Origin of the sequence: Aeromonas sp. FDAARGOS 1419, from assembly GCF_019047045.1 — a bacterium.
Lineage (GTDB): Bacteria > Pseudomonadota > Gammaproteobacteria > Enterobacterales > Aeromonadaceae > Aeromonas > Aeromonas veronii.
On the sequence record NZ_CP077209.1, the window covers coordinates 1370260 to 1383267 of the forward strand.

At 58.6% G+C, this 13008-nt stretch carries 12 protein-coding genes; 3 read left to right on the top strand and 9 right to left on the bottom strand.

The window, feature by feature from the left end:
• Window positions 1-249: 249 nt before the first annotated feature.
• The gene (locus tag I6L49_RS05975; protein ID WP_005352285.1) at window positions 250-453 is read left to right on the top strand and encodes a hypothetical protein; all 204 of its coding nucleotides are present in this window, start codon (window positions 250-252) and stop codon (window positions 451-453) included.
• A 79-nt stretch (window positions 454-532) separates the two neighbouring features.
• Here I6L49_RS05975 and I6L49_RS05980 read toward each other — a convergent pair whose 3' ends face one another.
• The 9 genes from I6L49_RS05980 to cmoM all read right to left on the bottom strand — a co-directional run bounded on the left by I6L49_RS05980 (window position 533) and on the right by cmoM (window position 11142).
• Window positions 533-1363, bottom strand: a complete 831-nt coding sequence (locus tag I6L49_RS05980) for a hypothetical protein (RefSeq protein ID WP_201956445.1) — start codon at window positions 1361-1363, stop codon at window positions 533-535.
• A gap of 49 nt (window positions 1364-1412) precedes the next feature.
• Window positions 1413-1916: a peptide deformylase gene (def, locus tag I6L49_RS05985; protein ID WP_216950848.1), complete on the bottom strand. Its 504-nt coding sequence runs from the start codon at window positions 1914-1916 to the stop codon at window positions 1413-1415.
• Between the two features lie 12 nt (window positions 1917-1928).
• Complete coding sequence (locus tag I6L49_RS05990; RefSeq protein ID WP_216950849.1) at window positions 1929-2399, bottom strand: N-acetyltransferase; 471 nt, start codon at window positions 2397-2399, stop codon at window positions 1929-1931.
• 306 nt (window positions 2400-2705) lie between these two features.
• Window positions 2706-3017, bottom strand: a complete 312-nt coding sequence (locus tag I6L49_RS05995) for a putative quinol monooxygenase (protein WP_129503961.1) — start codon at window positions 3015-3017, stop codon at window positions 2706-2708.
• 139 nt (window positions 3018-3156) lie between these two features.
• On the bottom strand, window positions 3157-3543 hold the full coding sequence (locus tag I6L49_RS06000; protein ID WP_216950850.1) for a septal ring lytic transglycosylase RlpA family protein: 387 nt from the start codon (window positions 3541-3543) through the stop codon (window positions 3157-3159).
• A gap of 256 nt (window positions 3544-3799) precedes the next feature.
• Window positions 3800-8227 (bottom strand): chromosome partition protein MukB, encoded by a 4428-nt coding sequence (mukB, locus tag I6L49_RS06005; protein ID WP_216950851.1) that lies wholly within the window; start codon window positions 8225-8227, stop codon window positions 3800-3802.
• A gap of 3 nt (window positions 8228-8230) precedes the next feature.
• Window positions 8231-8950 (bottom strand): chromosome partition protein MukE, encoded by a 720-nt coding sequence (mukE, locus tag I6L49_RS06010; protein ID WP_216950852.1) that lies wholly within the window; start codon window positions 8948-8950, stop codon window positions 8231-8233.
• A complete protein-coding gene (mukF, locus tag I6L49_RS06015) occupies window positions 8931-10265 on the bottom strand; it encodes a chromosome partition protein MukF (protein ID WP_005345760.1) in 1335 nt (444 codons plus the stop codon). The genes mukE and mukF overlap by 20 nt, the downstream gene beginning before the upstream one ends.
• A 100-nt stretch (window positions 10266-10365) precedes the next feature.
• On the bottom strand, window positions 10366-11142 hold the full coding sequence (gene cmoM / locus I6L49_RS06020) for a tRNA uridine 5-oxyacetic acid(34) methyltransferase CmoM (protein WP_033113262.1): 777 nt from the start codon (window positions 11140-11142) through the stop codon (window positions 10366-10368).
• A 101-nt stretch (window positions 11143-11243) separates the two neighbouring features.
• Here cmoM and elyC point away from each other — a divergent pair, with 101 nt between their 5' ends.
• Entirely contained in the window at window positions 11244-12014 is a 771-nt protein-coding gene (gene elyC / locus I6L49_RS06025; protein ID WP_216950853.1) for an envelope biogenesis factor ElyC, read from the top strand.
• Between the two features lie 135 nt (window positions 12015-12149).
• On the top strand, window positions 12150-12905 hold the full coding sequence (tpiA, locus tag I6L49_RS06030) for a triose-phosphate isomerase (protein ID WP_005336839.1): 756 nt from the start codon (window positions 12150-12152) through the stop codon (window positions 12903-12905).
• The last annotated feature ends 103 nt before the right edge of the window (window positions 12906-13008 follow it).

Below are 13008 nucleotides of genomic sequence, written 5' to 3' on the forward strand. Positions count from 1 at the left end.
GCCCATCGCATAAGAAAAACCGCCAATAGGCGGTTTTTTCATCCCCCTTTCGCCCCTTTACCATCGTTTTGATACCAATGGCCTTGATGTAAACGCCTCAAGCGCACCTCGGCAGAACAACCCGACTGAAGCCACGCACGTTCTCATCACCGCTATTTGGTCTAACAGCGCCAATCGGGCGCCGCGCGCCCCCTTGCCAGCAACTACCTTCAACGGAGTGTTTGATATGAGCCAGCAGTGGAGCGCCATATGTACTCTTACACCCTCACCTTCAAGGAAGATGTCGATCGCCTGACCGCCCCCGAGCAGGAGATCACCTTGCAGAGCCCCGCTCAGGCGGGGGATTTTATTATCCTCTCCGACGGCAGCCGCCATCAGGTGATGTTTGTCACCCACCGCGCCCACTACAGCAGCCTCTATCTCGATAAAGGGGTCAGGGTGCCGCAAAGCTAGCGCAGCTCATCTTTCTATTTTCGAAAGCAAAAGAGCGGCACCTGGCCGCTCTTTGATCTCTCTTTATGTGGATTTGCTGTCACAGCACCTTGATCACCGGTTGGTGCACTATCTCGACGTCATCTTTATAGACCACCAGCTCACCCGGTGGCACGCCTCGCTCACCCAATACGGTGACGACGCACTCGTAGCGATAGGGGCCGCTTGTGAAGAGGTATGTATGATTGCCCCCCGTCCCCTCCACCCTGACGGTGCCATTTTTCAGCACCAGATCCGGCTTGTCAGCGAGCGTCTTGCCCCTGGCCCAGGAGGCGTAGCGATAGTGGCCATCGTCCAACTCGTCGATGCGGATGGTAAATTTCTCGGTCTGCCACATCAGCTCGGGGCTCTTGTACTCCCGCACACTGGGATGCAGACCGCTCTTCTGCCTGACGATAAGCTCGGCTTTCAATTTGGCGGCCTGCGCAGTCTGATGATTGATACCGATCACCTTGCCATCAAAATCCATCCAGACCTCGCCACTGCCCAGCATAATGCCGCGCCAGCCCATGGTCTGCCAATCCTGCCCGACCCGGGAGGTAGCAATGCTTTTTAAAATGGCGTCATCAAATACCTCGTCAAAACGGGTCAGCATCTCCGCCGGGGTTTTGATGGCGGGAATGGGATACTCCTGCTTGAAGGGGTACTTCATCTGGTTGGCAAGGGCCTGATGATCCCGGGCTTCTGCCGCATCGACCAACTGCTGTACAAAGGGGCGATATTCGGCCGGCAGCTGCTCTTCATCGGCTGATACGGGGAGTGCGACCCACAATGTTCCCAGCAACAGCAGGGCCTTCAGCCCATAACGTCCCCGCACCTCATTGCTATTGCGGCCAAACAGTGCCCTGACATTCCATCTTGCTACTTTCATTCTGCCTGCTCTTCACATAACTAAAACGGCCAGCCACTATCTGCAAACATTAGCTGGCGGACTTGAGAGATTTTTTAACGCGTTTGAGTGCCATCTGCCGCTTGAGCGGTGACAGGTAATCAATGAACAGGTTGCCATCCAGATGATCAATTTCATGCTGCATGACAATGGCCAAAAAATCGCTGCTCTCGATGGTGATCGGATTGCCTTTTCGATCCAGTGCAGATACCACCACCGAGCTGTAACGCTCGACATCCGCATAATAATCCGGCACGGAGAGACAGCCCTCTTGCCCAAGCATCTTTTCAGTACCGCTTATCACTTGTGGATTAATCAAAACCGGCGGCTGATCCCTGCTCTCGGACAAATCGATAATAACGACTGCCTCTTTGCGCCCGACTTGAGTCGCGGCTAAACCAATCCCGTTTTCCGTCGCATACAGGGTCTCCAACATGTCATCGATCAGCCCCTGTACGGCAGCGATATCCTCAACTCGCTCGGCCTTTATCCTCAACCTGGGATCGGGAGCCGTCAAAATATTCAAAATCGCCATCACAACTCTCCATTAACCACTGTGTTTCGATCCGAGGTCACATCCCAACGGCCGGGACATGGAGACAAACGCTTGATCCTCTTCGACCACGTTGTAACCAAGGCGCTCATAAAACCGTATCGCCCCATGGTTCTCTGTGAAGCTGGACAAGGTGACCCGGCATTTCCCCTCACGCTCAGCCTCCTGATGCAACCGTTCCATCACGGCAGCGCCAAGCTGCCGCCCCTGATACTGAGGGAAAATGATCAGCAGATGAACATGCTGGGCATCCTCATATGGCTTGCTACATAACAGACCAATGCGCTCTCCCCCATGCAGGATCCACGAAAACCATTGCGGCCGATATGAGCTGGTTAGTCGGTCGCGTTGAAATAGGTCATCCCAGCCAAAGAGCGACTCAACATAGGGAAAAATCCCCTGTTTCACGGCAGTAAAGACCTGCTCAAATTCACTCTGCGGTACATCTACAAGCTCAATACCCATTCTCGTCCTCCCTGCCCACCTCATATCGACGCGCTGATGGTCAGCACCATCGTTTGGTATGCCTTCCTGCGATAGCAGGTTATACCACTACCACTGAACTTGAGCCCAAATTAAATTCTCATTTGGATATCTTATCCGTTAACAGGAAGATGAAAACATCTTGGATATAAAGAGGAGAGAGTAATTAAAAATCAGAGGATTAGTAGATGCAGGCTGGCAAAAGACTGGCGTGATAACTTGCTTGAAACGCATCTTATCTCGCACTTGAGATATGAATAAAAAATCGGACCCCCTGGCCCGAATGGATTAAGAGTAGCTGACCTCATCCAGGAAAATAAGCTGCAGTGGCTCTGCAAGCAGAGACTCAGCCTGCGCGGCAAAGGCCTGAAAATAGTCAGTCTGACAATGGCTATCCAACGCGGCTTGGCTGACGAATGCCTCACGCATGTAAAAGGTGCCTGGCTCATCCCGCAATTCAAACAGCACATAGTCCAAGTTACCCGGTTCGTGCCGAGTAGGCTCAATAAGCTTGATCAACTCCCGGCGCAGCTGCTCCCTCATACCGGCTCTAGCTTTAAGCACTGCGATGGACACCAGTTTCTCTTCATTCATCTTCATCTGCTCCGTTATCAGATCAACCATTCAAGTATTTCGATTGGGTGTACCTCTTGGATACGGAGCAGTGTAAGAGGGCAGACTTGCAGGATATAGCCATACAGAACGGACACTCTGTTCACGCCACTGAACAAGTGGACTGCTAGAGCACCTCTATTTTTACTTTGATAATCCCGTCGCTAATATTGCCGATGGTGCTAAAGGCAGATTTGGAGAGATCGATAATACGCCCGTTTTTAAAGGCGCCGCGGTCATTGACCTTGACCACTACGCTCTTGCCGTTGGCGAGGTTGGTGACCCGCACCATGGTGCCAAAGGGCAATTCCATATGGGCGGCGCTATTGAGGTTGTTGCGATAGAGCTCGCCGCTGGCGGTCTTTTTGCCATGATAACGGTCGGCATAATAGCTGGCGTAACCGGTTTCGCTATAGCCGCGCCAGCTGCCGCCGTGGTTCTCGTCATAACGGCTGCTACAGGCCGCCAGCAGCAGGCAAAGAGATAACTGCAGCCCTTTCTGGATATATTGCACCTTTCCCCTCTCCTCTCTTCTTTTCGCTATGCGCAATTTTTCTTCTTCGATGCGACCGGTGACGCTGGCGACACACTTGCAGGCGGGAGCTCTCACCTTGCCATAGATCCAAGGCACTCACCATGTTACTCGCCTTGTTGTCAGGCAGCAGCGACCGTGCGGCTACTTTGCCATATCTTCCATACAAAAAGGGAGGCAAATGCCTCCCTTTCAACTAGTTACCGGTCATCCCGTGCCGAGATGAGCCAGAGACTTCTCAGGCGATCAGCTTGTCATCGGCAAAGCCGAAGCCGCGCAGACCCACCACATGCACATGCTCGTGCTTGCCCTGCACTTTACGGATGAGCTTGTAGGTGGTGCCCTTCTCGGGGCTGATGTTCTCGGGCGCCGCGATAAGCAGCTGCATATCCTGCCGCTCGCACAGCTCGAACAGGGTGGCGATGGATTTGCCATCCAGACGGGCCGCTTCGTCGAGGAACAACAGACGGCAGGGGGCGATATCCTTGCCGCGCAGACGGCGGGACTCCTCCTCCCAGCTGATCAGTACCATCAAGAGGATGGCCTGGCCGGTACCGATCGCCTCGCCGGTAGAGAGCGCGCCGCTCTCGGCACGCAGCCAGCCATCGGCGCCACGCTGCACCTCGATCTCCAGCTCCAGATAGTTGCGATAGTCGAGCAGCACGTCACCCATCACCTGATAGCTGCGATCCCCCTGCTCGATCTGCGGGTTCAGGCGCTGGAACAGCTTGGCCATCGCCTCGGAGAAGCTGAGCTCCTTGTCGGCGAACAGATCGTTGTGCATGGCAGTTTGATCGGCCAGCGCCGTCAGCAGACGGGTATGGGCCTCGCGGATATTGACGTTGAGGCGCACTCCGCGCACCAGACCAAAGGCGATGTTCTGCAAGCCCTGGTTGAGCACCCGGATGCGGTTCTGCTCGCGGCGGATGATGTTGGTGATCTTGGCCGCCACCTCGTGAGAGGAGAGCGACAGGTGGGTTTCCCGCTGCTTGAGCTCGTCAGCGAGACGCGCCAGCTCGATCTCCATCTCCTCGATCGCTTCCACCGGATCATCGGAGCGGATGATGTCGTTGCGGATGCGATCCTTGAGGTAGCGGTAGACCTGCACGTAGAAGGCCACTTTCTGCTCGGTGCTGCGGTTGCCCTCAGAAAGACGCAGCGCATCGCGCAGGGCTTCGTCGTGCGCCACAGCCACCCGCAGGGCGCCGAGGGCCTTGTCCGACATGGAGCGCAGCTCGTCGCTGTCGAGGTACGCCAGTTCACGCTTGTTGAGGCGCTTCTCGACGTCGGTCTCCCGCGCCAGCCGCACCACCCGCGACCAGCTCGCCTTGTGGCCCACCAGAGATTTACGGGCACTGTAGTAATCCTTGCCTTCCAGCTTGAGACGGCCGCCAAGGGATTCAATCTCGCGCTTGGTGACCTGCAACTGGGCCTCGGCGCTGGTGCGACGGGAACGGGTGCGGATCAGCAGCTCTTCAATCTCTTTCTTGTGGGCGCGCGCCTTCTCTTCCATGTCATCAGAGAGGGTCAGGCCCATGGCCGCCAGCTCCTGCTCAAACTCGGTCAGGGTCTGGCGCTTGGCTTCGACGCTGGAGTTGAGGGCGGTGCGCAGTTGCAGCGCCTCGGTGTGGCGCTGGGCAATCTGCTTGTGCTGCTCGCCAGCGGTGCGGGCGGACAGCTCGGCCGCCTTGAGCTTCTCTTTGAGTCGCTCGCTCATCTCGGAGGCCTTGCCCAGCAGGTCTTGCGCATCCTGATAGGCAAAGTGCGGCAGACGGGCCACCAGCTGATCGAGGGCGTAGCAACGGCGCTTCTGCTCGGCCAGCAGGTCGCTCACCTCATCGTAAGCTGCCTGCAGCGCAGCCAGATCTTGCGGATCCTGACGCAGCACCTGCACCATGGTTTCCAGTTTTTCCAGCGACTTGCCGTGCTTGGCGATAAAGGCTTCGGCCTGTTTCAGGGCCTCAACGTCGGCATGAGCCGCCTCGAGGCGGGCCGCCAGGTCTGTCTCGGCAAACAGGTGGGCAAAGGGCAGCATGCCCTGCACCAGCTGGATATGGCGGGTCAGCTGGGCAGCGGCCGCTTTGGCCTCGGCCAGCTGCTTGTCACACTCACCGATGGCTGCTTGCAGCGTGCGCAGTTCGGCCTGTTTGGCTTGCACTTCGGCTTCGGGGTCGGGGCGGAAGGCGATATCCAGATGCTGACCGATAAAGTCGCGGAAGTGACCGTAGAGACGGTGGTACTTCTGCTGCTCGAAAGCCGCCTTGGCGTAACCCTCGATGAGCCCTTCGCGCTCAAGGTCGAGCTGCTCGATCCGTTTTTCCCGCGCAGCGCGGCCAAACAGCGGCAGCTCGGGGTAGCGGGAGAAGCGCACCTGACGCTTGCTGGTGCGCACCAGCACGGCGTCTCCCAGCTCGTCCGCTTCCACCAGATCCTCGTCAAAGGAGTCGGGGTTGCCCTGAATCAGGTAGATATCCTCCGGGCAATCTTCCAGCTTTTTCAGCCGCTCGATGGCGCCCTCAAGGTCGAGCACCACCAGAGCGCTGCGAGCCGGGCCGTAGAGCGCCGAGTAGTAAGGGGCATCGTCGATGGAGATGTCGTCATAGACATCGGAGAGCAGCACGCCCCCCACCTGCTCGGCGATGCGGGCAAGGCGGGGATCCGCCTCGCCTGCTCCCAACTGCAGGTTGCGAATTTGCAGCTCCAGCGCCTGTTTCTGCGCCGCGATGCGGTTGCTCTCCTGCTCGAACTCGCGCTCCTTGTCGAGCACCGTCTGCATACCGGCCGAAAGCTCTTCGGCGGTGGCGAGCGGCAGACCGCTCTGCTCGCGCAGCTGCTCGAGTTTTTCAAAGGATTTCAGCCAGCGCGGCGCCAGCTTGGTGAGCTCCGCAATATCGCGGCCGAGCTGGGTGCCCTGATGCTCGAGGCTGGCGCGGCGCTGGTTCACCTCCGCCTGCTGTTCGGAGAGCTCCTCCTGACGGGTGCGCTGGGCTTCGAGGAAGATCTCCAGCTCATCGCTGCTGGCAATCAGCTGGCCAGAGGCCTGCTGCAGCTCGTCGCGCAGCTTGAAGAGACTCTTCTGGCTTTCGCTCTCTTTCTCGAGGCGAGCCAGCGCGGCGCGCAGCCCCTGCCCCTGGGCAATGCGGGCCTTGTCTTCGATGTGACGCTTGAGCAGCGCCTGGGCTGTGGGCCAGGCGGCCTCGCGCACTGTCTCCGGAGCGATGCTCAAAAGCAGCGCCAACGCCGCTTCGTGCTCGGCCACCGCCGCCTTGGCCAGCGCCAATTGCTGTTCGGCCCCCAGCACCCGGCTGGTAAGGCTCTGCTCGGCTGCGCGGAACTGGTGCAGGGTGTCGCTCGCCTGTTCGGCGGTCAGCCCCGGCAGCTCGCACTGCTCGCGGGCAGCCTCCAGCGCCTGCACCGCCTGACGGTATTGGATGGCGCGGGTCTGCTGAATATCGAGCGCCTGCTGGTAGTCGGCTAGCTGGGTCTTGAGGCTGTCGACTTCTGCCTGCGCCAGCTCCTTGCGCTCTTCCACTTCCAGCAGCTGGCCGTGGATCTCCTCCACCACCGCTTGCTGCTGCTCGAGTTTGTCAGAGAGATCCGCCAGATCGGCGCGATACATCTCGATCTTCTTCTGCAAGCTGACAGCCGCCATCACCTTGGCCAGATGCTCGGAGGCAGACTCCAGCTCGTCGGTCAGCAATTTTTCGCGGTTGGTGAGCTGCTCCACCTCATCGGCCAGATAGATGGCGCGCTGTTTCTCTTCGGCCAGAATGCGGCGCTTGTCGGCCAGCTCCTGGCGTGCCTTGAGGGCCAGCTCGGAGAGGCGGCTCTTCTCGGCGGCGTTGCGCACATAGTCGGCGGCCACATAGTGGGTGGTCTCGGTGATCAGGTTCTTGAACAGATCCCGCTGACCCTGGGTCTCCTTGATCGCCTCCAGCGTGCGGCGGTTTTCATAGATGGCCGCCTCCATGTCTGCAAACGCCTTGCGCACCCCGGAGTTCTCCGGCAGCAGGTATTCGCGCAGGGAACGGCTGATGGACGAGGAAATGCCGCCGTAGAGGGAGGCTTCGATCAGGCGATAGAACTTGCCGCGATCTTTTTGATCACGCAGCTTCTTCGGGGTGATGCCGAACTCGAACATGAAGTTGTGATAGTCGGTCACCGTATTGAATTTGGCGACTTTCAGCGCCCCCAGCTCGGCGGCCGCTCCTTTCAGGTCGGTAAAGGCACGTACCCGCCCCTTGCCGCCATCAAGCTTCTCCAGCAGCAGATCGGTCGGCGCCAGATTCTCCGGCACATCCACCAGCGCAAACGGGGTGATGTTGACCTTGTTGTCACGGTTGGCCACCTGCTCGAGGTGAACGCCGACCCAGATCCGCTGTTCGCGGCTGTTCATCACTTCCAGCAGGGAGTAGCAGTGCCCGCGCTGCAGCTTGCCATAGAGCCCCTTGTCACGGGAGGCGCTGCTCGATCCTGCTTCCGTGGTATTGCGGAAGTGAAGCAGTGACTGGTCAGGGATGAGCGCTGCGATAAAGGCCGCCATGGTGGTGGACTTGCCCGCGCCGTTGCCGCCGGAAAGGGTAGTGACCAGCTGGTCGAGATCGAAGGTCCGGGCAAAGAAGCCGTTCCAGTTGACCATGGTCAGGGATTTGAACTTGCCTCGCACCGGTTATACCTCCAGATCCAGTTGTTCTTCATCGAGATCCGCCTCGATGTCATCAAAGAGCGAGTCGCTGCTCGGCATTTCGTCGTCGTGGAAGATGGCTTCACCCTCCTGGATCATCCGCAGCTGAACGGCGCGCGGATCTTCATCGGAGCGCACGTCGGCGGCGAAACGGAACACCGATTCGTTGACCCGGAATTTATCCCCGTTACCAAGAGCGGTGATCATGCCAAGGCGGCGCAGACGGCGCATGGAGGTACGGATCTTTTCGAGCAACTTCTTCTTGTCGAGATCGGTACCGCCGGAGCGGCTGTTGACCATCCGCAGCAGCTGCTTCTCGTCGGCGAGGCTCAGCACCTCTTCTTGCAGCTCGGCCATGGCGAACACCCCTTCCGAGGCGAGACGATCAGGGCTCAGGTAGAGGTAGCAGAGCACCTTGCCCACCAGCATATCGAGCTCGGAGAGCACAGTGGTGCCGATGTCGGAGCTCGGGCGCGGACGCAGGTAGAAGAAGCCTTCCGGCGCCTTGATCAGCTCCACCTGATAGCGGCCGTAGAAGATCTCCAGCTCGCTGTGATATTCGAGCAGCGCCGAGTGCTGCTCGAACTCGTCGGCACTGATGTGGCGACCGGAGCGCAAGGCGGTGTCGATGCGCGGAAACAAGGGGTTGGCAATCGCCTCTGCGAGCCGCAGCGGCAAGGGAAACTCAGTATTGATCAATGACATAGGCCTGAACCTTGGATCCAGCTTGGTTAATGGGTTTCCATGCGGGTTGGCGATGCAGTTCGCGCTCGCCGCTGGCATGGCCCAGGCGCACGGCCTGGTCGATCAGAAGACGCGCCACATCAAAGTGGGCATGAGCCGGGTAGTCCAGCAGGTATTCCCGCAGCACATCGGCCAAGTCCAGCTGCTGGCCCTGCTCGGGGTAGCGGGCCAGATAGCGCTCGATGCGCTCGGCCAGCTCCTGGTTGATATCCACCATCTCGACGTACTCCATCTCGAGGGGCACCTCACCGGTCACCTCCTCGTCGTGGATGGCGATGGTTTCGTCGCGCAGCTCCAGCAGACGGGGTTCTTCGGCCACCCGCAGCTGCCAGTTGTGCTGCTCGAAGTTGCGGATGGACTCGCGCAGCCGCTGGCTGAAGGCACGGTTCTTGTCCATGTCGATGGCGTTGCGGATAAATTTGTGGACATGTCTGTCGTAGCGGGACCAGAGCTCGATGCACTGCTGACCCCAGCTGGTGATGACGTCAAGACGACCTTGCAAGGCGTGAGTCAGCTCCTCGACGTGGAACAGATCGTCGCGCCCCTGCGCCGCTTCCTGAATGTTGAGCAGCCCCGCTTGCAGGCGGTGGCCGGCAGCGTCCAGGGTATCCTGCAGCTCGCGCAGGGTCTGGCCGGTCTCGTGCAGCAGCTTTTCGCAGCTGTGAATGGCATCGACCCAGTTCTGGGTCAGCAGGGCCGCGATTTCGCTCTTGACCTGATTCTGCTGCTCATCCATGGCGCGCTGGGTGAGATCGATCCGCCCCAGCGTCTCTTCCAGCGAGAAGGTGAGGCGCGGCAGCACCTCGGCATCCCACTGTTCACGGGTGTTGGTCTCGAGCGCCGCCTTGCGGGCGGTGTCGAGCTCGGCAGCAAGGTGTTCGAGCAGGATGGAGAGCTTGATGGAGTCAACCTGACGCTGATCCATAAAGAAGTCGACGATGCTCACGCCCAGGCGCGACAGGCGGTAGAGGCTCTCCCCCGCCACCATGTCGGTGTTGAAGCGCGACAGCAGCTGCTGGCGAATGAGATCGTTGATGGCGTTGTTGGCGCGACCGGTGAGGGTCTCGTCCATCTGGCCGAAGGCGCTGCTGACATAGCCAAAGGCATCGTGCAGCGCCGCTTCCGACAGGTCCGACTCATCTTCGGACAGGGTCTTGATTGCAATCAGAAAGGCCAGCCGGTCGGTCGGCAGGCTCAACGCCAACCCCTCCTGCCTGACCCACCCTACTAGCTCCGGCAAAGAACGCTCTGGCAGGGTACGGGATGTACTCATCATGATGTTGTCATCTCGTTGTTGTATTGGGCGCAAAATCGTGCGCGCGGCTACATCCGGTAGCATCGAAAACATGGTTCACATCGACGTGAACCGCGAGCAATCAGCTGGCCGGCTTCTGGGCCATCACATGGATATAGCGACCGAGGGAGACAAAAGGCTCCTGACGGCAATATTGCTGCTCCATGGCCAGCAGATCGTCGAACTTCTCCACCTGATCCTGCTTGTGACGCATATAGTCGTGGATGACCCGCACCCCGGTCTTGCCGATGATGCGCAGCCCCCCGCGACCAATCCAGTCATAGACCTGCTCCGGCAGCTGGGGATTGGTGGGCGTAAGCGCAGTCTGACGCTTCTTGCGAAGACCAAGGCGCACATAGTCAAAATTGCCCACCACCAGGCTCTGGAACAGCAGGCCATGACGGTTGTAGAAAAGCAGCGACAGTATGCCCCCGGCATTGACGAAAGGGAACAGACCCAGCAAGGTCTGGCGCGGCTCGGCGAGCCACTCCAGCACCGCATGGCAAAGCACCAGATCAAAGGTCCCGGTCACGTGTTGCTTCAGATCCTGAATGGGGCAATGGATGAGACGGATTTTGTCTTCCAGCCCCTTCTCGGCGATCTGGCTGCGGGCCAGTTCCAGCATTTCTGCTGACAGATCGCACAGCTCCACCTGATGACCCATGGCCGCCAACTTCTGGGCGAAATAGCCAAAACCGCCCCCTGCATCGAGGATGCGCAGTGGTCGGTTGCCAAGGCGAGCCAGGCAGGCTTCGATGTCACTCCAGACAATGGTGGTGCGGATGCGCCCCTTGGTGGAGTCGTAAATGTTGCGGGCGAACTTGTCGGCGCGCCCGTCAAAACTCTGATCGTGCTTCAAGGAGAAACTCAACATTAGCGCCACAGGGTTGTGGCCATCCCAAAAAAGAGAGGTATTCTGTCACATCCCGAATTTGCTGAAAACTCAAGGAAGTGTCTGTCGTGTTTGTGCTCAAAAAGTGGCTGGGTCAGCTGTTGATGCCGCTCCCCTTCTCCCTCTCCCTGCTGCTGGTCGCCCTGCTGCTGCTCTGGTTCACCCGACTTCAGAAAACCGGCAAGCTGCTGGCCACCCTCTCGCTGCTCATTGTGGCCCTGATGGGGATGCGGCCGGTGAGCTATGAACTGGCCCGCGGGCTGGAGCAGACCTACCCGCCGTTCGAGGTGAGTCAGCATCCCAACATCGACGCCATCGTGGTGCTCGGCAATGGTCATGTCAGCGATCCGGCTGTACCGATGCGCAGTTGGCAGAACAATATAGCCCTGGCCCGCACTCTCGAAGGGGTTCGCCTTGCCCAGGCCTATCCCGACGCCGAGCTGGTTTTCTCCGGCTATGTGTCGGGTGATCCCCTCTCCAATGCCGAGGTCAATGCCCGGATGGCCGAGAGCCTCGGCATTCCCCGTTCGCGGATGACGTTGTTTGAAAACAACAAAGACACTCATGATGAAGCGGTCAGTATCAGCCACCATCTGAAAGGAAAAGAGGTGGCGCTGGTCAGTTCGGCCACTCATTTGCCACGTGCCATGGCCCTCTATCAGGGTCAGGGACTCAAGGCCGTGCCAGCCCCCACCGACTACACCGCCAAGCAGAGCCAGGTACCCCAGCCCCTCTACAGTTATTTACCCAAAGGGCGTTATTTGATGTATTCCGAAGCTGCCATCCACGAATGGATTGGGGTATGGTGGGCTCGCTTGCGGGGGCAGGTTAACGAATGAGCGATCAAGCGTTTCATTCCTGATTTGGATCAGGAAAGCGAAAAAAAATTACGTCATTTGCCGCCGGGTCAGCTATCTTGGGCTCGGTTCAATTCATATAATGTCGCGCAATCAAATGCCTAGGAGATTAAGAAGATGAGACAGCACCTGGTAATGGGTAACTGGAAACTGAACGGCACCAAAGCTTCTGTAGAAGCTCTGATCAAAGGACTGACCCCGGCTGCTGCCGCTCATCCTTCTGTACAAGTCGCCGTCTGCCCGCCGGTTATCTTTTTGGGTCTGGTTGAGCAACTGACCGCTGGCAGCAAGATTGCCTACGGTGCCCAGAACGCTGACGTTCACGAGTCTGGCGCCTTCACCGGCGAAAACGCCCCCTCCATGCTGAAAGCCTTTGGTTGCACCTACTCTCTGGTCGGCCACAGCGAGCGTCGTACCCTGCACGCAGAGACTGACGACGTGGTTGCTGCCAAGTACGAAGCGATCCAGAAAGGCGGCCTGGTGCCGGTTCTGTGCATCGGTGAAACTCTGGAGCAGTTCGAAGCCGGCGTGACCAAAAACGTGGTTGAGACCCAGCTGAAAGCTGTTATCGACCGTTGCGGCATCGCCTCCTTCAACAACGCCGTTATCGCTTACGAGCCGGTATGGGCCATCGGTACTGGCAAGACTGCCACTCCGGAGATCGCTCAGTCAGTTCACGCTCACATCCGTCAGTACTTGGCCGGTTTTGATGCCGCCGTTGCTGCCAAAGTACAGATCCTGTACGGCGGTTCCGTCACTGGCGCCACTGCAGCCGACCTGTTCGGTCAGCCGGACATCGACGGTGGCCTGGTCGGTGGTGCGTCCCTGAAAGTGGACGACTTCTCCCAGATCATCGCTGGCGCTGCCAAGTAATCGCTGATTACGGCAAAGAGAGGGGCTCGTCCCCTCTCTTGTATCGCTTTTCCTATGGTGGCCCCCGCATCCCATATGAAAGCCGATATAGTAAAAGTGGCTT